Annotated in this window: 19 protein-coding genes; 16 read left to right on the forward strand and 3 right to left on the reverse strand. The window is 41.3% G+C overall.

What is annotated here, in order from left to right:
• Window positions 1-30: 30 nt before the first annotated feature.
• The 3 genes from BW961_RS03710 to BW961_RS03720 all read left to right on the forward strand — a co-directional run bounded on the left by BW961_RS03710 (window position 31) and on the right by BW961_RS03720 (window position 3,204).
• Window positions 31-1,140, forward strand: a complete 1,110-nt coding sequence (locus BW961_RS03710) for a carboxypeptidase-like regulatory domain-containing protein (RefSeq protein WP_068580832.1) — start codon at window positions 31-33, stop codon at window positions 1,138-1,140.
• Window positions 1,141-1,585: 445 nt separating this feature from the next.
• Complete coding sequence (locus BW961_RS03715) at window positions 1,586-2,623, forward strand: NADH:flavin oxidoreductase/NADH oxidase (protein WP_068580834.1); 1,038 nt, start codon at window positions 1,586-1,588, stop codon at window positions 2,621-2,623.
• A 146-nt stretch (window positions 2,624-2,769) separates the two neighbouring features.
• Window positions 2,770-3,204 (forward strand): MarR family winged helix-turn-helix transcriptional regulator, encoded by a 435-nt coding sequence (locus BW961_RS03720; protein WP_068580837.1) that lies wholly within the window; start codon window positions 2,770-2,772, stop codon window positions 3,202-3,204.
• A 63-nt stretch (window positions 3,205-3,267) separates the two neighbouring features.
• Here BW961_RS03720 and BW961_RS03725 read toward each other — a convergent pair whose 3' ends face one another.
• Window positions 3,268-3,846, reverse strand: coding sequence for an LURP-one-related family protein (locus BW961_RS03725; protein WP_068580840.1), 579 nt, complete (start codon window positions 3,844-3,846; stop codon window positions 3,268-3,270).
• A 170-nt stretch (window positions 3,847-4,016) separates the two neighbouring features.
• Window positions 4,017-5,252: an AraC family transcriptional regulator gene (locus BW961_RS03730; protein WP_082867346.1), complete on the reverse strand. Its 1,236-nt coding sequence runs from the start codon at window positions 5,250-5,252 to the stop codon at window positions 4,017-4,019.
• Between the two features lie 110 nt (window positions 5,253-5,362).
• On the opposite strand from BW961_RS03730, the gene uidA reads away from it, so the two are divergent.
• The 7 genes from uidA to BW961_RS03765 all read left to right on the forward strand — a co-directional run bounded on the left by uidA (window position 5,363) and on the right by BW961_RS03765 (window position 13,290).
• Window positions 5,363-7,162, forward strand: coding sequence for a beta-glucuronidase (gene uidA / locus BW961_RS03735; RefSeq protein WP_068580846.1), 1,800 nt, complete (start codon window positions 5,363-5,365; stop codon window positions 7,160-7,162).
• 228 nt (window positions 7,163-7,390) lie between these two features.
• On the forward strand, window positions 7,391-8,803 hold the full coding sequence (locus tag BW961_RS03740) for an MFS transporter (RefSeq protein WP_082867347.1): 1,413 nt from the start codon (window positions 7,391-7,393) through the stop codon (window positions 8,801-8,803).
• Window positions 8,804-8,879: 76 nt separating this feature from the next.
• The gene (locus BW961_RS03745) at window positions 8,880-9,767 is read left to right on the forward strand and encodes a sugar phosphate isomerase/epimerase family protein (protein ID WP_068580851.1); all 888 of its coding nucleotides are present in this window, start codon (window positions 8,880-8,882) and stop codon (window positions 9,765-9,767) included.
• A gap of 2 nt (window positions 9,768-9,769) precedes the next feature.
• Window positions 9,770-10,927: a Gfo/Idh/MocA family protein gene (locus tag BW961_RS03750; RefSeq protein WP_170878530.1), complete on the forward strand. Its 1,158-nt coding sequence runs from the start codon at window positions 9,770-9,772 to the stop codon at window positions 10,925-10,927.
• Between the two features lie 42 nt (window positions 10,928-10,969).
• Entirely contained in the window at window positions 10,970-11,983 is a 1,014-nt protein-coding gene (locus BW961_RS03755; protein WP_068580860.1) for a Gfo/Idh/MocA family protein, read from the forward strand.
• Window positions 11,980-12,840: a sugar phosphate isomerase/epimerase family protein gene (locus tag BW961_RS03760; RefSeq protein WP_068580862.1), complete on the forward strand. Its 861-nt coding sequence runs from the start codon at window positions 11,980-11,982 to the stop codon at window positions 12,838-12,840. Before BW961_RS03755 ends, BW961_RS03760 begins: the two co-directional genes overlap by 4 nt.
• Before the next feature lie 30 nt (window positions 12,841-12,870).
• Window positions 12,871-13,290, forward strand: coding sequence for an HIT family protein (locus BW961_RS03765; protein WP_211269750.1), 420 nt, complete (start codon window positions 12,871-12,873; stop codon window positions 13,288-13,290).
• 105 nt (window positions 13,291-13,395) lie between these two features.
• Here the strand turns inward: BW961_RS03765 and BW961_RS03770 are convergent, their stop codons facing one another.
• Window positions 13,396-14,391: a LacI family DNA-binding transcriptional regulator gene (locus BW961_RS03770; RefSeq protein WP_068580866.1), complete on the reverse strand. Its 996-nt coding sequence runs from the start codon at window positions 14,389-14,391 to the stop codon at window positions 13,396-13,398.
• 168 nt (window positions 14,392-14,559) lie between these two features.
• Here BW961_RS03770 and BW961_RS03775 point away from each other — a divergent pair, with 168 nt between their 5' ends.
• Genes BW961_RS03775 through larC form a run of 6 tightly spaced genes read left to right on the forward strand, consistent with a single transcriptional unit; the run spans window position 14,560 to window position 20,960 of the window.
• On the forward strand, window positions 14,560-15,321 hold the full coding sequence (locus tag BW961_RS03775; RefSeq protein WP_068580869.1) for an SDR family oxidoreductase: 762 nt from the start codon (window positions 14,560-14,562) through the stop codon (window positions 15,319-15,321).
• Window positions 15,318-16,595 carry a nickel pincer cofactor-dependent isomerase, group 22 gene (locus tag BW961_RS03780; protein ID WP_068580873.1) on the forward strand — a complete coding sequence of 426 codons (1,278 nt, stop codon included), beginning with the start codon at window positions 15,318-15,320 and terminating at the stop codon, window positions 16,593-16,595. The genes BW961_RS03775 and BW961_RS03780 overlap by 4 nt, the downstream gene beginning before the upstream one ends.
• The gene (locus BW961_RS03785; RefSeq protein WP_068580875.1) at window positions 16,592-18,112 is read left to right on the forward strand and encodes a gluconokinase; all 1,521 of its coding nucleotides are present in this window, start codon (window positions 16,592-16,594) and stop codon (window positions 18,110-18,112) included. Before BW961_RS03780 ends, BW961_RS03785 begins: the two co-directional genes overlap by 4 nt.
• Before the next feature lie 19 nt (window positions 18,113-18,131).
• Complete coding sequence (larE, locus tag BW961_RS03790) at window positions 18,132-18,950, forward strand: ATP-dependent sacrificial sulfur transferase LarE (protein ID WP_068580879.1); 819 nt, start codon at window positions 18,132-18,134, stop codon at window positions 18,948-18,950.
• Window positions 18,943-19,617: a nickel pincer cofactor biosynthesis protein LarB gene (gene larB / locus BW961_RS03795; RefSeq protein ID WP_068580882.1), complete on the forward strand. Its 675-nt coding sequence runs from the start codon at window positions 18,943-18,945 to the stop codon at window positions 19,615-19,617. The genes larE and larB overlap by 8 nt, the downstream gene beginning before the upstream one ends.
• 2 nt (window positions 19,618-19,619) lie before the next feature.
• On the forward strand, window positions 19,620-20,960 hold the full coding sequence (gene larC / locus BW961_RS03800; RefSeq protein WP_068580884.1) for a nickel pincer cofactor biosynthesis protein LarC: 1,341 nt from the start codon (window positions 19,620-19,622) through the stop codon (window positions 20,958-20,960).
• Window positions 20,961-21,188 lie beyond the last annotated feature (228 nt).

Consider the following 21,188-nt stretch of genomic DNA (forward strand, 5'->3'; position numbering starts at 1 on the left):
TCTCGTGCGATATTAGGAGGAATTACATTTATGAAAGTATTTAGCAAGGCTCTTTTCTCAATCCTTTTGATAGTTACTTTTGTCGGGTGCACCGATTCTAAATCGGATACAGAAAGTCAGGAGTTTCAATTAAAAATGGACCAAACAGCATTTTCATTGAAGCAATGGAAGGTGGACGGTTCCCATAGATCCAGTATTGGTGGCAGATTCATGAAAGGCGATAAGCCAGTCGCCAATGCAGTCTTACAGGTTGGGAATAACAAACGGAACATTGAGACCAGTGATGATGGATCCTTCCAGATTCTTCTGGACCAGAGCCTGCTAGGAGAGACAAATGTGTATGTGGTATCGCTGAAAGATGCATCAATAGAGGATAAACCGATTTCTAAGGATCAATCTGACATAGATAAGATTGATCCGTTATCATTAAGTGTTTATTATCCAATCGAAATTACCTCCACCACAGTCTCTACTCAAGATCCCAATCAGACAGAAGTAAAGGGAAAGCTAATTGCTGACCAAACAGCCTCTGTCGCTTTCTTTCAAGAAGATAAATTCAAAATTTCTGGACTGGTTAAAGATTCGATCGGGAATCCAGTTCAAGGGGCGATCGTGTGGATTGATCGTGATACCGGCGAAGGATTTGCTAAATCCTCCCCTACTGACGGGAATGGATATTATAGTATGTACTACTTGCCAGAAGAAGATGAGGACACGAACTTAACTGTTGATTATCAATCCATAAAGTACACGCTTCCTACGAACAAAGTATTTCATTTCCCCGAAGATACCAGTTTGAACGTTGAAATTACCTTACCCCGTGAGGGCACAGTAATTGATGACAAACCTCCAACACTTGTGAGCCATACGGCTGATGGTGCTTTATATCTTGGTCTGTTGGTTGGTCTTGATGTTGCGGAAAATGTGGATTATACGATAACCATACCGGATTCAGAGGGCAATTTCAGCATTACCGTACTGACAGATGTATGGGAAAAGAACCCGACGTTCTTCGAAACGAATATGAGTACGTTCATTGCGAAAGAAAAATTCCAGTCGGGTGATTCTTTACCTTCCTCTTTTATAGAAATTAAACAGGGTGCTCCTCGTAACATTAATAGTGAATTGAAAACCAATTAGACGGATAGAACTCAACAGCGTGTGCCGATACTCAGTCGGTGTACGCTATTTGAGTTTAAAACTAAATTGATATTTTAATAATTATGATTAATTAATATATTGATTGATTAGTTAATATATTAATTGCGCATTATAAGTTTGATAATCCTCAGCATGTCGGTCAAGACAACTAAGGAAAAGGCAATGATGAAATCGCATCAGGCACCTCCGACTATTGTCGTCTTTAATTTATCGAATTCAATCTTTTTACATAGTAGTTACCAATATTCTATTAAAGTAAAGTTTCTTATTCATTTGACAGATGCTACGATATTCGATATATTATATGCATGAGCATGCATTTAAAATGTTTGCTTAATTATTTGTGTTCATGAGTATCTTACTTAAATATGAATGTACATGAGCATAATGAAATTAAATAATGTTACAAAGAGGAGAGATATAGATGAAGGACTTATTTAGCCCTTATGAATTAATGGATTTAAACCTAAAAAACCGTGTGGTGATGCCTCCGATGTGTCAATATTCAGTAACCAATAAAGATGGGATCGCTACGGATTGGCATTATATGCATTATGTGAGTCGCGCTATCGGTGGAGCGGGGTTAATTATTATTGAAATGACTGATGTTGATCCTGATGGCAGAATTACCGATTTTGATCTCGGTATTTGGTCAGATGAACAAATTCCCGCTTTAGCTAGAATTGTTGATGCATGCCATTCGTATGGTGCAAAAGTAGGGATTCAAATTGCTCATGCTGGACGTAAGGCTGAAGATGCGGTAGTTCCTGTAGCGCCATCGGCAATTCCTTTTGACTCAGATTCTACAACTCCAAGAGAACTAACAACTGAAGAAGTACAAGATATGGTCGAGAAATACCGCAATGGTGTAAACAGGGCTGTGCAAGCTGGATTTGATGTTATAGAACTTCATGGTGCGCACGGTTATCTCATTCATCAGTTCCAATCTCCTCTAACTAACCATAGAACGGATGAATACGGACAAGATTTAAACCGATTCGCAACGGAAGTTATTCGTGCAGCAAAAAGTGAAATGCCGATAGGCATGCCGTTGATCATGCGAATTTCTGCTAAGGAATATGTAGATGGTGGATATGGAATTGACGAAAGCCTGGAATTCAGTAAGGCATATAAAGAAGCAGGAGTAGATATGTTCCATGTAAGTGCAGGTGGTGAAGGAGCAATTGCAGCTGCGGGTAAACCGGGAACACATGCAGCCTATCAGATCTCATTGGCTAGAGAAATAAAGCAGAGTCTGAATGTTCCGGTGATTGCGGTGGGGAGATTGGATGAACCTGTTCTTGCCAATGCCGTTATAGGTAATGAGGATGCTGACCTTGTCGCAATTGGACGGGGAATGTTGAGAAATCCGTATTGGACGCTAGAGGCTGCGGTTCAACTTCAAAAAGGGATAGATATTCCGAAGCAGTATGAATTTGGATTTCCTAGAACCACAAGATAAAGACATAATTGAATAACTTGATTATTGATGGGGAGACTCGCTATGTAAGCCTAAGCGTGTCTCTTTCTTTATACAAGAACGCGATTGTGATGGTATAATATGATCAGAGAATTCAATCGCTTGATGTCTGAGAAAGGAATTATGAGATGAAGAATGTCCTTAACAATGAACTTATAAACAACTGGTTAGCGTTAACACATATCCAAATGAACGTAGCCAATACATTGGAAGCGAACTTGCAAGAGAAGCACCAGTTATCTTTGAAAGAATTTTATTTGCTGTTATTCTTGTATGAGGCGCCAGAGATGAAGCTGAAGTTACAACAATTGGAGTCCATGGTGGGTTTGAGTCAGAGTGCCGTATCTAGACTGGTTAGCCGTTTTGAAGCAAAGGGATGTGGGGCTTTAAAGAGACATGCGTGCGATGATGATAGAAGAAGTATCTATACCTCTTTAACACAAATAGGGCAAGATAAGCTCAACGTAGCAAAAGTAACTGTTAATGAAATTTTATCAGAGGCATTACCTGAGACGGATATAGAACAGTTGCTACAACAAATGCTCCAATTAAAACAACAATAAGGATTTATATTATGATTACATGAACGCCCAGATATAGAATTATATCTGGGCGTTGTTTATTATTTAGTCTTGTCTACCTTCGATTGCACTAAGTAAGACGCTAGCGGCAATCCCGAGTCTACGATCGAGCATTTGGTTTCTATCCATAGAGAAATCTAGTTCTATCTTTTGGACAAAAGGATTGAATCTTTGTTTGAAAGTTAACACCTCGTGTTGCCCGATTGTTCCAACATACGTCTGCGGTATGAGATTGGATAGAAATCTACGGAGTAGAGCTAGTAACATACTATCTTCTGTAATAAGTCCGACTTCGCGTTCTTGATTGTCGAGAATGACCCATTCATCCTTCAGAATAGACTTCATACCCTTTCTTCTAAAGCTACCGATTGTTTCGTTGTAAATAGGGTCAAAGACATCGTATGTAGCGGAGAAATCAATCCGTGATCGTGCTTTTATGACGAGCACTTCTTCCATCATATCCTCAGAACTATATACCCGAATATCTTCTTTCAGCTTAAAAGCCTTTTGCTTAACATAGAAGACGAGTCCATCTTGAGGGTCATAGATATGAAATGCTTCTCCAAAAATTCTGAAGAATTGCTTGCGAACCAAATAATTGGAATGATTAAAACGTTCTTTCATAAAGACATTCTCCTTTGGAATCAGATTGTGTCTATTATCTCATATTTTCATAAAAAAGGGGTGTTCATAGAAAAGAGTAGGATGTAGAAGACAATGAGAAGCGAGTGAGCCAAAGCGCATAGAGGAATCCCGAAGAATCATAAGACGCTTAAATCATCTTAACATTCGAATCAAGTTATTTTTCTATACTTGGAGGGTGTCATCCCTTCTAGCTTTTGAAATATACGTGTGAAGTATCCGGCATCATCAAAACCAACATAGCCGGCAATCCGATCGATCGAAGTGCTATCTTTCAAGAGAAGCTTAGCTTCGTCAATTCGCATCCTATTCTGGAAATCAGTCAGTGTCATATCCGTTTCTTTTTTGAATTGTCTCGACAAATGCGTAGGATGCACAAGACAGTCCTGTGCTAACTGCTTCAGGTTCAAAGGTTTACTGAAATTAACCTTGATGTGCTGCGCGGCTTGCTGCACGATGGGAGAATATCCGGAAATGGCGCGATCCTTGACTAAATCGCAATACTCTATTGGCATAACTTCAAATAATATGCTAAGGGAATTAATACTATCAGAACGTTCGATTTGTTTGGCGAATTTTTCTGAGATGTGATGCAGAAAAAAAGGATGAACCTTTCCTTTCTCCGCAGCTATGCGTAACGCTGTATTAAAAACGATTAACATATTTTTCATTGCTCGAACAGGCTGATTCGGAAGACGTTCAGAGAAATCAAACAAATTATTCGATTTCGACATGATCTCCTTCATTTTTAATCTATCCCCGTTTTCGACCGCATTCATGATTTCTTTCTCAAGTTCGTATCTTATTTCAATAACTTTAGTATCCTTTTCATCCGGTTGCCGTAAAACATGCTGCATATAGTTCGTACCGTATGGATCTGACTCTATGTACTGTGAATTCAAAGTGCGATAGGGAATCTGACGAATGGAACTAGCATTGTTAAGGACGTTGACAAGACTTTGAATTCTGGTGATACTGAACATTTTTAAACTCCCAACAAAATCTAGCATAACATCTCGCTTGTATGTTTCCGCATGGAAGATAGCATCAATTCTATGTGCATCTGGGATTTGCATTAGAATAGGCCCAACAACCCAAATATTTGCTTCTTCCCCTTCGAACTCAACGATGCATGATAAATAAGTAAGACCCAGTTCGTTCGTGTACATACAGCATTGCTTATTGTGAACTGTTTGTCCGCTGAGGAAGATGAAATCTCTTTGTTGAATTCCATGTAAGAAATCGGGTAATTGATCGCTTTCATGTGCCAAATGTACAGAACCATCTTTAGTTAAGATGAATGTATTGGTATTGATTAAATGAAAAATACTGATGCTCGCAGATGTCATTTGAAGATGATCGACCATTACATAACCAACTCTCTTCATGTTAATTTAGTCCTGAAATAGCAATTTAAATCCTTCTTGGATCCGCTAAATATGATTATACTCATTTTGTAAGCACTTACAATATTGAATTTGAAAAGGAGTGGCCTCAATTGTTGTATCCAATTTTAACGGATTCTCGTGGCATTATTGATTTAAATGGAATTTGGAATTTCAAACTGGATAAAGGTGAGGGGCTTAATGAGAAGTGGTACGAAGCAAAGCTTACAGATACTATAAATATGGCAGTGCCTGCATCTTATAATGATGTGGGAATTACATCTGATGTTCGTAATCATGTAGGCTTTGTATGGTATGAAAGAGAGTTTGTTATTCCAAAAATAATGTTGTCAGAGCGGATCGTGTTACGATTTGGTTCAGCTACGCATACAGCAAAGGTGTATGTGAATGGTCAGCTTGTTGTTGAACATAAAGGCGGATTTACGCCATTCGAAGCAGAAATCAATTCTTTCTTACAAACAGGGAAGAATCGTGTGACAGTTGCAGTAAATAATATTGTGGATGAAACCACATTACCTATTGGGGCTTATAGTGAGAAAGAAGTACCTGGTCTTGGAAAAATCATCCGAAATACGCCGAATTTCGATTTTTTCAATTATGCGGGTATACATAGACCTGTGAAAATATATACGACTCCTCAGACTTATGTTAAAGATGTGACTATCGTTACGGCAATACAAGAAGCCAGTGGCATCGTTCAATATGAACTAAACGTTGTAGGCGATGCGCAGGTAAATGTTCGTATTCTTGATGAAGAAGGAACTATTGTTGGAGAACTGAGCGGCCATAAAGGCAGCATTAATATTAGTGAAGTGAAATTATGGGAGCCGATGAATGCGTATCTGTACAGTCTTCAGGCAACATTATCGAAGGATGATGAAGTCATTGATGTGTATGAGCAACCTTTCGGTGTTAGGACGGTTGAAGTGAAGAACGGACAGTTTCTCATCAATAACAAGCCTTTCTATTTCAAAGGTTTCGGTAAACACGAAGATTCCCATATTAATGGAAGAGGATTTAACGAAGCGGTTAATGTAACTGATTTCCGATTGATGAAGTGGATTGGCGCCAATTCATTCCGGACGGCACATTATCCATATTCGGAAGAATTAATGAGATTGGCTGATAAAGAAGGTCTTGTCGTGATTGATGAGACGCCTGCTGTGGGCTTACACTTGAACTTCGGAGCTACTTTGATGGGTGGCGGAAGTAGGAGAGATACGTGGAAAGAGCTAGCGACTGGTGAACATCATCAGGAGATCATTCGAGAACTGATTGATCGAGACAAAAATCATGCTTGTGTGGTCATGTGGTCCATTGCTAACGAACCTGCTTCCGAAGAAGAAGGAGCTTACGAATATTTCAAACCACTTGTGGAACTAACCAAGGAATATGATCCGCAAAAGAGACCGGTAACGATCGTTACTCATATGATGTCAACGCCTGTTACGGATAAGATCGCTGATCTGATCGATGTACTTGCCTTAAATCGCTATTATGGATGGTACGCCTTTGGTGGAGATATGGAAATGGCTAAGGTGAGTCTACGTAATGAATTTAACGGTTGGTACAAACGCTGCCCAGGTAAACCGATTATGATGACCGAGTATGGGGCAGATACGGTTGCTGGACTACATGATATTGACCCAGTCATGTTTACAGAAGAGTATCAAGTCGAGTATTTACGAGCAAATCATGAAGTTTTTGATGAGTTTGAACACTTCATCGGTGAACAAGTATGGAATTTTGCTGACTTTAGTACGAGTCAAGGAATTCTACGTGTGCAAGGAAATAAGAAGGGGATTTTTACACGCGACAGAAAACCGAAGTATGCGGCGCATGAGTTACGAAAGAGATGGATGGACATTCCGGATTTTGGATATAAGAAATAGCTACAATTTAGCGTTTAACTTTGCATAGTAGACCGGACGCCGATTTCTGCATACTGACATTTACGTAGATTCCAGTGAATGAAAGGTGCAGAAATATCTATAACAACTGTTTGGTAAGCGCTTTCACATTACTGTAGCTTCTTAGATTATAGCTGGATTGGGACAATAATTAGGACCTTTTTAGAGAAAGCTTTGCTAGAATTCGATTAATATAATGGAGGGTTTAGAATGAGTCCAATTCCAGGTCTGGAAACAACAAAAATAGTAACTACTAATGTGGAAGCAGGAAAATTTGGTCTGAAGGATAAACTGGGTTATTTGTTAGGTGATTTCGGTAATGATTTCTTCTTTATTCTAGTAAGTTCTTTCTTGATGGTTTATTACACAGATATTTTTGGTATCAGTGCAGCTAGTGTAGGGATACTCTTTTTAATTGCAAGATTGTGGGATGCGGTTGCGGACGTAACATGGGGTCGTTTCATTGATTCGAGAAAACCTGGTAAACATGGTAAGTTCAAACCTTGGATTTTCAGAATGTCATTTCCACTTGTCATTTCTGGGGTAATCATGTTCATACATATTCCAGGAATGTCAGATGGGTTCTATCTAACTTATGCTTTTGTCACATACATTTTATGGGGAACTTTATACAGTACAGTAAATATTCCTTACGGCTCCATGGCCTCTGTCATAACGAGCGATCCTGTTGAACGTACAAGTTTATCCACCTTTAGATCGATGGGGGGGGCCTTGGCGGGTTTAATCGTTAGTGTAGGTGGACCAATGATATTGTTTGTAGACAATAAGGCAGATGCAAGCCGATTTACTTTAGGAGCCATTATCTTCGGAATTCTATCTATTGCTTGTTATATGGGGTGTTATAAATTATCTACTGAACGTGTTGTTAGTTCTGAAACTACCGTTCAAAAAACTAATTTAAGTGTAACTTTAAAAGGTATTGTGAAAAACAAACCACTCCTTACTATTCTATCAGCATCACTCATTTTCTTGATGGGTAGCATGCTTATGGGTGCAGTAAGCGTGTATTTGTATAAAGATTATTTTGGGAACGCAGCGTTATTAAGTATCGTAGGACTTGTTCAAATGGCTGCGATGTTCATTGTCTTTCCGTTAGCCAAACCTTTGGTAGCTAGATTTGGTAAAAAGGAAATAGCAGCAGTGGGTATGTTACTTTCAGCCATTGTATATCTTCTTTTATATTGCTTACCCAACTTAACTGCAATCCAATTTATGGCGATTGCAGCTGTGGGTGGGTTTGGATATGCATTCTTTAGTGTAGTGGTTTGGGCGTTCGTAACAGACGTGATCGATTATCATGAATATTTAACTGGTTTACGAGAAGACGGAACCGTGTATTCTGTATATTCATTTGCTCGTAAAGTGGGTCAAGCGATTGCAGGTGGTCTCGGCGGTTTTGCGTTGACGTCCGTGGGATATGATGCAACGCTCAAGGTACAAACACAAGACGCATTAAATGGAATTCATATGATAGCTACTTTAGTACCAGGAATTGTATTCCTAGTGGTTTTCATCATAATAGCCTTCCTATACCCATTATCTAAGAAACGTACAACCCAACTTACGATGGATTTAGCTAGCAAAAGAGGAAACAAAGAGTAGGTTGAATTCCCGTCATATGGGCCTACTTTATGAGGAGTGCCCCATATGACGGATGAAAAAAAAGGAGTAGTTACAAATGAATAATAATTTAATGATTTCGGGGTTTTCAGATGAAATCTCGTCTGATTTCAATACTCAGCTTGAGGTAGTAACAACACTAGGAATGCAATATATTTCTTTACGAGGTATCGATGGAAGAAACATCGGAGATTTTACTGTAGATGAGATTAAGGAGCTTGTACTACCTCGGCTTCACAAATGGCGTGTGGGTATTTCCTCCATTGGATCTCCCATTGGCAAAGTGTTCATCAACGATGAAGCGGGATTTGCCAACCAAAAGGTTATGTTAGATAGGCTGTGTCAGATTAGCAATTTATTAAATTGTAAATATATCCGAATATTCAGCTTCTATATTCCAGAAGGAGAGAATGCAGATCAATATCGAGATGAAGTCATAAATAAGTTAAAGGAATATGCCGCTATCGCGAGACAATACGATGTTATCTTATTACATGAGAATGAAAAGGATATCTTTGGCGACATTGCAAGACGCTGTTACGAAATTATTAAAGGGGTTGATGCAGCACATTTTAAGGCCATTTTTGATTTTGCTAACTTTGTACAGTGCGATGAGGATACACAAGAGTGCTACGAGCTGCTTAAAGAGGAAATTGTTTATATTCACATAAAAGATGCTGTTTCAACAACCAGCCAAAATGTTGTGTGTGGCACAGGCGAAGGGAAAATACCAGAGATCTTAGCGCAAGCAATTGAAAGCGGATACAAGGGATTTCTAACATTAGAACCACACTTAGTTTTATTCGATTCATTAAAAGATTTAGAGCTTGAGGACGCTTCTGAAGTAATAAAGGACAACAATGGACTAGATGGCGCGGACGGTTATCGGATTCAATATGAGTCACTACTACAAATCCTTGAACGTATAGAGGGTAGGGGGAAATAATGATGAACAACGTAAAATTAGGAATTATCGGTATTGGTGCTGAAGGTGGGTTATACGCTGGATTTTTAGCGGAAGGCAAAGTTAACAACATGGTAATTGGGGCTATTTGTGATATCGACCCAGATAAAAAGGCAATGTGTGCAGAGAAGTATCCGGACATTCCTTTCTATGACAACTACATCGACATGCTTGATAGCAATGATGTTGATGCTATCGTAACTTGTGTTCCTCACTATTTGCACCCCGAGATGGGCATTAATGCATTAAAGAGAAACATCCACGCGTTGGTAGAAAAACCTGCGGGTGTGTATACGAAACAGGTTCAAGAATTAAATGAATATGCAGCTACAAAACCTGAGCTGACCTTTGCTATTTTCTTCAATCAGAGAACTAATCCACTCTATCAAAAACTTAAAGATTTGATTGATAGTGGTGAAATTGGTGAGATCCGCCGGACGAACTGGTTGATTACAACATGGTGGAGACCGCAAGGTTACTATGATCAAAGTGAGTGGAGAGCAACTTGGGGCGGCGAAGGCGGCGGTGTACTTGTTAACCAAGCACCACATCAATTAGATTTGCTTCAGTGGATTTGCGGTATGCCGAATAAGGTATATTCCAATGTGAAATATGGTTACCAAAGAAAGATTGCGGTTGAGGATGAAGTAACTGCTATGTTTGACTACGAGAATGGGGCGACGGGTGTATTTATTACCTGTACACATGACATTCTGGGTACGGATAGGTTCGAAATTTTAGGCGATAAAGGTAAAATCGTAGTTGATGACAGCAAGAAGATTACGATAAAACGACTCATTAAACCTGAGGCTGAAATGAGTTCTAGCATGAGCATGCAGGATGTTATGAAAATTTTCATGGGCCAAGGTGCATCTGAAATATATAGTGAGGAAGTTCTCGAATTTGAAAGTGTATGGGGTGCCCAGCATATAGCCGTATTAGAAAACTTTGCAGCAAATATTGTAGACGGGACACCATTAATCGCGCCTGGTAGCGATGGTATACATGGTGTTAGATTAGCAAATGCCATCCATCTTTCTAGCTTTTTAGGTAAACAAGTAGAGATTCCATTTGATGAAGATCTATATTTAGCTGAATTAAACAAAAAAATTGAAGATGAAAAAGTAATTCATAGTATTTAGTTTAAATAGTTTAAGTGATAGGTTTCCAAGGAGGATGGAATTTTGATAAAAGCTGCTGTTATTGGACTTGGGGATATATCTAACATTCACATCCCGGCTATTCAAGCCAACCCAAATATTGAGCTTGTAGCAGTCTGCGATCGGGATGAAACATTAAGGGATACCCTGCCAGGCGTGAGTTTTTATACAGATCTTCATGATATGTTAGAACAAGAAACACTGGATTGCGTTCATATTTGTTTACCACATTATCTTCACCTACCTGCGACGAAAGCCTGTGTGGAAAAAGGTGTTCATGTATTTCTTGAAAAGCCTTTGGCATTAAACGCTGATGAGGGGCTAACCTTAGTAAAGCTAGAGGAAGACTATAAGGATGTTAAAATTTGCGTGTGTCTACAAAATCGATTTAATGAGACTTTCGTAAAGATTCAAGAGATTGTCCAGAGTAAACAATATGGAAATGTTGTGGGTATCAAGGGATTGGTTACCTGGTCTAGACCGCAGTCTTATTATGATGTTAAGCCGTGGCGCGGAAGTATGAAGTATGCAGGCGGTGGAGTCATGATTAACCAATCTATCCACACTTTGGACTTAATGCAGTTGTTAGGCGGTGAAATAGAGTCCATTAGAGGCTCTATTGATAACTTATTGGACTATGACATTGAAGTTGAAGATACAGCTACAGCTCATATTCAGTTCGTAAACGGCGCAAGGGGATTATATTATGCAACGATCGCTAACACAGGTAATTCCAGCGTTGAGCTTCAGGTGCTCTTTGAGAATGGCGAACTAACCATCAAAGATAGCGTACTAACTAGGCTTAATGCACAGGGTGAAAAGGAAGATTTGATTGAAGATACAAAGCTACTTGGTACTAAATCCTATTACGGGGCAAGCCATGTGAGTTTGATTAATCAATTCTATTCCTGTATAGCAAATAACGTTCAGGATTATGTTCATGTGAAGGACGCACTTATTGCAATGAAAATGATAGATACCATTCGTAAATCTTCTGAAGTAAAAAGAACAATGAATATGGAGGGTTTAATACAATGAAAAAAGGTAAAATCGGTGTGCAAATGATGATGCTCAGAGGCAAAGTCGAAGAGATCGGCGTATATGAGACGATGAGGACATTAAATGAGCTTGGGTACCACTGTGTAGAGGTATCACAAATACCAATGACAACAGAAAATGTAGCTGAGATGAAGAGAGCTAGTATAGATTTCGATATTGAAATTGCGGCTCTTTCCGCGGCTTTAGAGCCAATGCTACCTGGTGCACCGGGCGAGACGCTGACACATGATTTCGATAAAATTGTTAACGATTGCAAAACGTTAGATTGTCATTTCTTGCGAATCGGCATGTTGCCATTAAACGTCATGGGTCATAAAGATAAAATCATGGAGTTCATTGGAAAAGTTGAAATGATGGCAATTAAATTAGCTGAACATGGCATTGAATTGTACTATCATACCCATCATCTTGAATTCCAGAAATATGATGGTGAATATCTATTGGACATGATAAAAAATAATACATCTAAACTTGGATTTGAATTAGATGTTCACTGGATTCAAAGAGCTGGCGAAAATCCAGTCGAGGTTGTTAAGAAATATGGTGGTCGTATTTCTCTATTACATTTGAAGGATTATCGAATTGGACAGATGGATTTAAGTAAAGTAGATTTCAAAGATATTGCTAAATTCATGCATATCTTCACGAATACAATTGAATTTGCAGAAGTTGGTGAGGGTAACCTTGATATGCCAGCTATTATTGATGCCGGTCTTGAGCATGGTGCACAGTATTTCTTTGTTGAGCAAGACGATCTGTACGGTCGAGATCCATTTGATTGCTTGGAGACGTCTCGTAACAACTTGAGAGAAATGGGTTATGCTGATTGGTTTTAAGTTGTATATATAAATAGGGAGTGTGAGGGAGTGGTTCAGGATTGTATTTACTGTGCTGATGATGGTAGGTTAGAGAATCTCATGATAGAAATAGATAAGCTTCGGGTTTCGAGGGTGTTGTTATTTAGAGAACAGACGTATAAAGGAAGATGTGTTGTAGCGCTGAATGAACATCAGAAGGAATTATTCCATCTATCTCAAGAAGTACAAGATGACTACATGAGAGATGTTGCACAAGTGGCACGTGCAGTAGAGCAAGCCTTCTCAGCGGACAAGATAAATTATGGTGCGTTTGGAGATAACATGCCTCATGTTCATTTTCATATTGTACCTAAACAAAAAAATGGACCTGAGTGGGGAACTATGTTTGAGATGAATCCTTCTGCAAATAAGCAGCTCACTAAGGAAGAATATCAAGATATTATTGATCAAATAAAAAGTCATTTGTAGGATAGTTATCGTTAGTGTTGGCGGACAGTGAACATAGTAATCAATTAATATATGAAAAGGTAATTCTTATCGTGTAATGCGGAGAATTACCTTTTCATATTTATATTAGGAAAGAGAGTTTTCGTATGTGGTGGAGGCACGTACAACCAGTTCTGGTTCTAAGTGGACGGTTCTAATCGAATTTGGATCTTTAATAAGTTCAAGAATGGTTTCGACAATGGCAGTTGTCATTGTGGATATGGCAACACCAACCATCGTCATCGGTATTTCTAGGTCTTCCATTTGGGGGAGATTGTCGTAGCTGACGACAGACATATCATGGGGTATGGTAAGACCATGTTCACTTACGGCTCGAAGGATTCCTCGAGTCAAATCTATACCGCCGCTGATGACTGCAGTCGGACGTGTTGATCGTTCCAGTATCGTGCGTCCGGCTATGTATCCGTCGTGGAATTCTAATCCTTTCATTTGAATAATGGGGTCGTCCTGCATGTGCAGGCCTTGACGTATGGTCTCGTCCCGAAATGCTTCTATTTTAACGGTTTGTAAAGGATCATGCGACTGAGGTTTGCCTATATATGCAATATCTCTATGACCCAATCCCACCAGATGACGAACAGCTAGACGAATGGCTTGGCCTCGATTAACGTCAACTGTGGAGTATGGTGTATAGCCTGCAGCACCATAGGTTAGAATGGGTATTTTCATCTGATTTAAGTTGTTATAGCTCGCATTACTATCCCTGTCTCCAAAGATAAGAATGGCGTCCACTTGGTAGCGACGTAAGGTTTCAATCGAGGATTCTATATTGTTAATCAATAATATCGTGATATATCCTTGTTTCTCAAGTTCCTCGCTAAGCTTTGTTATAAGGGAAGAAAGAGCAACACGTTCGATGGATGGCCATACGATGCCAATAGCTCCGCTTTTCTTAGAGACGAGATTTCGAGCTGCGATGTTGGGTTGGTAATCCATATCTTTAGCAATTGAAAGGATATGTTGTTTTGTTTTGTGTTGTACGAGCGGGCTATCTCTGAGTGCCTTAGAGACAGTGGAGAAGCTAACACCTGCTCGCTCTGCGATATCTTTGATCGTTACCATAGTGGGCCTCCGTGAGAAATATTTGCGAGTAGTTTCATAAATGATTCATCTATCATAGTATATTTATTTCTTAAATGAAAGCGCCTTAATTTCGAGTAGACAATATAAGTATATTGGGATATTATAAAAATAACAACGTTGTTAATTTGGAGCAGAGGTGGTTTTCTAATGTTTAATCTACAAGATACCGTATCAGTTGTTATCGGAGGTAATGGTGTTCTGGGCAGTGCCATGGCAGCTGCGCTTGCCGAAGCAGGATCAAAGGTAGCCATCATTGGTCGAGACATGGAGAAAGCCAGATTAGTACGTGAGAAAATTGAAAGAAACGGCGGCGAAGCGGCTATTTTTGAGGCTGATGCGACAAAGAAAGACGAGCTAGAGTCCGTATTGAACCATGTGTTGTTATGGGGAGGTCGAGTAGACACCCTTGTTAATGCCTCGGGTACGAACAGTCCAACACCGTTTTTCGATTTGGAAATGGATGAATGGGACCGAATCATGGATGTTAACCTTAAGAGCGTAGTACTTGCATGTCAAGTGTTTGGTAAAAAGATGATTGAGCAGTGTAATGGTGGTTCAATTATTAATATATCCTCTGTATCTTCTGCACCACCGTTGTCTCGAGTGTTTACTTACTCAGCATCGAAATCAGGAGTCAATAGTGTTACTCAGTTTCTAGCTCGTGAATTTGCACCAGACAGAGTAAGGGTTAACGCAATCATTCCAGGATTTTTCCCTGCTGAACAAAACAAAAAAATCCTATCACCTGACAGAATAGAATCAATCATGCAACATACCCCAATGAATCGTTTCGGTGATCCAGAAGAGCTTAAGGGAGCGGTAGTCTACTTGGCTTCATCAAAAGCTTCTTCATTTGTAACCGGTACTTTACTCAGGGTAGATGGTGGATTTGGAGCGATGACAATATGAGCGACATACTCAGAAAGCTAGTCGAGAACATCCCAATTCCGAAGTTAGTAAAGATTCGACAGTCGTTTGACGACACGATACTAGAAGATCCGATTGGAGAATTGATTAAGAGATTGCGGTCTGCAGAATCAAAGTCGGGGATTGTTGCTGGACAGAAGGTTGCAGTAGCTGTCGGAAGCCGTGGGATTTCTAGAATTGATGAGCTGACCAAGACCGTTATCGACGAACTAAAGAGGATTGGTGCGGAGCCCTTCATTGTACCTTGCATGGGAAGTCATGGGGGAGCGACGGCAGAAGGGCAGACGGAGGTGCTTGCCCTTCTTGGCATCGACGAGAAACGGATGAACTGTCCGGTTCGATCATCGATGGAGGTTGTTGAGCTGGATCGTCTACCGAATGGGTTGCCAGTTTATTGCGACAAAATCGCAGCTACGGAGGCTGACGCCATTATCGTCATTAACCGAATCAAGCCGCATACTGCTTTTCGAGGTGAGATTGAAAGCGGAATGTTTAAGATGATCTCTATCGGACTAGGTAAGCAGAAGGGTGCTGAGGCTTGTCATCAGCTCGGATTTAAATATATGGCTGAGAACGTACCCGCTATGGCTCGAGTGATGATCGCCAAGCTTCCGATTGTATATGGAGTGGCGATCGTGGAGAATGCGTACGACCAAATCTGTCGCATAGAGGTTCTCGGAACAGATATTATGGAGGCAAGAGAGAAGGAACTACTTGTTGAGGCAAAGAGTCGGTTGCCACAAATTCTATTCTCTGAGCTTGATGTACTTGTTATTGATTACATCGGTAAGAACATAAGTGGAGATGGAGCCGATCCGAATATCACGGGTAGATATCCGACACCGTATGCACATGGGGGACCTGAGGTAAATAAGATGGTTGTCCTCGATCTGACACCAGAATCTGAGGGTAATGCCAATGGTGTTGGCACAGCCGATTTCACAACGAGTCGCTTAGTTAGTAAGACGGATTGGCCTAGCACTTATGCCAATGGGCTAACATCAACGGTGTGTGCACCTACGAAACAGGCAACAACGCTTGCGGATGATCGTGATGCTATCAAAGCTGCGATCAAAACCTGTAACATTTTAGATTATACACAGTGCAAACTGATTCGCATTCGTGACACGCTTCATCTTGGTACCATTGAAATTTCCGAAGCGCTCCTTGAGGAAGCTAGAAGAAATCCACGCATTGAAATTTTGGAAGGACCTTATGAGTGGGAATTTGACGAGGAAGGATACTTACCTAAATGAGTGAGAATGTAAAAATAGTAATAGCGATTGATATCGGAACGACGAGCGCGAAGACGCTCGCAGTGAATCAGTCCGGGAATATCCTTGGTAGCCATTCGATTGAATATCCATTGCATACACCGTTTCCTGGCTATGCTGAACAAGATCCTGATGTCATATATGAGGCCGTATTAAATTGCGTGGCCAATGTCATAAAGAAGGGCGACTTCCTGGCTGAAGACATATTGTGTGTTTCCTTCAGTTCAGCTAATCATAGCTTAATTCTACTTGACGGGAGCGGGCAGCCGCTTACCCCAAGCATCACTTGGGCAGATCAGCGCAGTGCGGCGCAGGCGGAGCAATTATTGAAAGATGATACTGGATTGTCTGTATATTTACGAACGGGAACACCGATTCACCCGATGTCACCACTTGTTAAGTTGATTTGGATGAGGGAAGAACGTCCAGAGTTATTCTACGCTGCACAACATTTCGTCGGGATAAAAGAATATATTTTGAATAAGTTATTCGGGATTTTGATTTTGGATCATTCTATGGCGAGCGCTACCGGACTATTCAATTTGAGAACGTTATCATGGGACGCTGAAGCTTTGCTACTGGCAGGTATCCGTGAAGATCAGTTACCTCGATTAGTTCCGACCACGGAACGCATCGAAGGGTTGAACAAGGTAGCTGCTGAGCATATGGGTCTTGGAATGCACACGCCATTTATTATCGGGGCGCAAGATGGGGTACTGGCCAATCTCGGTATTGGAGCGGTCGAGGAAGATGTGTTTGCGGTAACGATTGGAACGAGTGGTGCTGTACGGACGACGGTTAATCAACCAACCTTCGATCCAGAAGGGAAGTTGTTCTGCTACGCATTGACGAAAGATCAGTGGGTTGTAGGTGGAGCTACCAACAACGGAGCTATCGTTGCTAGTTGGATTTCAGACCGCTTCTACGCTGGAAGAACGATAGAAGAGGTACTTCCTTTAGCTGCAGCTGTACCCCCAGGAGCGAACGGTATTCTCTTTCTACCGCTCTTATCAGGAGAGAGAGCTCCTTTCTGGGACACGCATGCGAAGGGAGTCATGTTCGGACTGACACTTGCACATACGGAGTCGGATATGCTTCGCGCAGCAATGGAAGGTGTCCTATTTCAAATTACGGCTATTGTTTCTTTAATGAAACATGCAGGCGGAAAGCCTAGGGAAGTTAGAGCATCCGGAGGTTTTGCTCGTTCTACCATTTGGTGCCAGATGCTGGCTGATATGTTAGGCGTGCCTGTTCGCGTACCTGAATCAGTAGAAAGTTCAGGACTTGGAGCTGCTCAGCTTGGACTATATGCCATGGAAGGTTGCGAAGGACCGCTACTCAGGTGGAAGAAATTGAATGGCAGTATTTACGAACCTAATGCAACAAACCATAAGATTTACCAAAAGTTACTTCCATTCTATTTAAACTTATATGATCGATTGAAAGAGCCAATGAGGGAAATTACGATGCTCCAGCATACAACTGATGAATTACTTTAACTGATGGAGGGCTAATATCATGCATGATAAATATAGTAAGTTGCAAGCGATTCTATTAGAAATGGAATCTGTAGTCGTGGCGTTCTCAGGGGGCGTAGACAGTACTTTTCTTCTTGATGTCGCATTAAAGACACTCGGAAGTGAGAATGTGTTGGCTGTCACTGCTGACTCAGAAACATATCCTACGGAAGAGTTGGAGGAAGCGATTAAGCTAGCGAAACATCTCGGGGCTGATCATAAGGTAATAGAGACATCCGAACTAAATATTCCAGGTTATAAAGAAAATACAGCAAATCGCTGCTATTTCTGCAAAAAAAGCCTGTTCGAACATTTGGAGCCGTTCATTAAGGAAGGGCATTATCGGCATATCGTATATGGACTCATTGCTGATGACATGAATGAGCATAGACCAGGAGTTCAAGCAGCCAAGGAACGAGGTGTGCGGGGGCCGCTACAGGAAGCGGATCTATATAAAGGAGAAATACGTGATTTATCCCGTGAACACGGACTCGCAACTTGGGATAAACCCTCATTTGCTTGTCTTTCCTCCCGAATCGCATATGGCGAGACCATTACTATCGAGAAGCTTGGACGTGTCGGAGAATCCGAACGCTATATCCGCTCACTTGGATTCGGCCAAGTGAGGGTACGAAGTCATGGTGATATCGCCCGAATCGAAGTTGAATCAGAAGCAATGGAGCAACTGATTGGTCAGGCATCGCTCATTTCAGACAAACTGAAAGAGTTTGGTTTCATCTATGTGGCAATGGATCTTACTGGTTATCGTAGTGGCAGTATGAATAAATTGCTTGTGCGTGGAGGGATGACCAATGAATGAGTTCGAGGATCTTGGCTTCTGCAAACTAGATGTGGGTAGAAATGAGCGGACAGGACATCCAGAGGTTGTGTTCGGTATGGGGAAGACAGTGGACCAAGTGGACACGATCTTCTCTCGGCTTGTGGAAGTTCATGGGAGAGCCCTGGTAACACGCGCTACGCCCGAAATGGCAAAGCGAGTGAATGCAACATACCCGGAGGCGGAGTATGATGAAGTTTCTCGTCTCATTTCTTTGGGTAAACCAACACGGAATCTTCTAGGGAAGGTGGCTGTCCTAACCGCAGGGACTTCGGATATCCCAGTGGCAGAGGAAGCAGCAAGGACAGCTGAATGGATGGGTTGCGAGGTTGATCGAATCTATGATGTCGGGGTAGCTGGAATCGAGCGGTTACTTAGCCAAAAGGACCGCATCAGGGAAGCATCTGTTGTGATTGCTGTCGCAGGCATGGAAGGCGCCTTAGTCAGCGTGGTTGGAGGGCTCGTGCGTAGACCAGTTATCGCTGTACCTACCTCAGTGGGATACGGAGCTAATTTACAGGGAATTACAACACTTCTTGCCATGATGACTTCTTGCGCAGCCGGTGTTACGGTAGTCAACATTGATAATGGCTTCGGGGCAGGATTTCAAGCAGCGATGATATTACAATTGGTATCGGAGGGCATTTAATAATGAGAACGATCTATTTGGATTGTATTTCAGGCATTGCAGGTGATATGGCTCTTTCAGCATTAGTGGACTTGGGTGCTGATCAAGAATATATTGTGAGCCATTTAACTGAACTGCCGATTGATCCATTCACGATGGAATTTATAGAGGTTGATCGGAGAGGTATTACGGCGAAATGGTTGAAACTGAGCTTTGATGAGCATCATCACGGCCATGACCATGATCATAGCCATCACGATGACCATCACCATGACCACCATCACGACCATGATCATAGCCACGATCACGACCACGCTCATGTTCATAGCCATCACCATGAGCATCATCACGATCATGACCATGGTCATGAATCACATACGCACGAAGAGGCTAGTGGGCACTCACATGAGCATAGGAAAGCTTCCGATATTATACGGATGATAGATTGTTCAAATCTACCAGGACGTGTCAAAGAGAGAAGTTTGTCGATTTTTCATTTGATTGCTGAAGCAGAAGGAAAGATTCATGGGATGGATCCAGCAGAGGTTCATTTTCACGAAGTGGGAGCAATGGATTCTATTTTAGACGTCATTGGGGTTTGCTTAGCACTTGAGAGTCTCGATGTTTCCAAGATAATCGTTTCGCCAGTACCAACAGGAACAGGGAGGCTTCGTATGGCTCATGGGTTATATCCGATACCTGCTCCTGCTACGGCGGAGTTACTTCGAGGAGTACCGTTGTCTTCATTTACTGCCCAAGGGGAGCTGACCACACCAACAGGTGCGGGGATTGTAAAGGCGTTGGCATCTGAGTTTGGTACATTGCCTGCGGGGACAATGGATAGGATCGGATATGGCGCAGGTACCAAAAATTTCGACCATCCCAACGTGTTAAGAGCAATTCTTTTTGAGCAAGAGCACACGAAGAAATTTGAAGAGACCATTGTTGTATTAGAGGCTCAGGTGGATGATTCAACGGGAGAGATACTCGGTTATGCCATGGAAAAGCTGTTCGAAGCTGGAGCTCTAGACGTGTATCATACCCCTGTTTATATGAAAAAGAATCGTCCTGGAATCCTCGTTAGCGTGTTATGCCACCCGGATAATAGCGATCGTTGTGAGGAGACACTTCTTGCGGAAACATCGACCTTCGGCGTAAGACGAAGCGATTGGAAGCGCAGGGTGCTTGAACGTCAATGGATTCAGGTAGAAACTGCTTACGGTTCAATACGAGTGAAACAGGCTATTGAAGGAGATAGGATCATTCGCCAATCGCCAGAATTTGAAGATGCGGCTCAAGCTGCACGTTCATTTGGGGTTCCTCTTGAGTCCGTATATCGTGAAGTATATAAACACTTAAGTTAATAGCTATCATTGTATACTTTCTTGTAGCATTCTCTTATTTACTTGGACCGTGTGGATAAGGGTCGACAACCTGATGAGTAAAGCGGTAGGACTTACCCTTGATTTTCATGTCGATCCTGATACTGCTTGGGAGAAGAAAAGATAATAGTGGTTAATTATGAATATTTGAGGTTGCTACGAATCGTACTGTATGCGGTTACATATTTATTGGGTATCGGTGTAAGTTAG

The sequence above is a fragment of the Paenibacillus macquariensis genome, assembly GCF_900156375.1.
In the GTDB taxonomy this organism is placed as follows: Bacteria; Bacillota; Bacilli; order Paenibacillales; family Paenibacillaceae; genus Paenibacillus_AQ; species Paenibacillus_AQ macquariensis.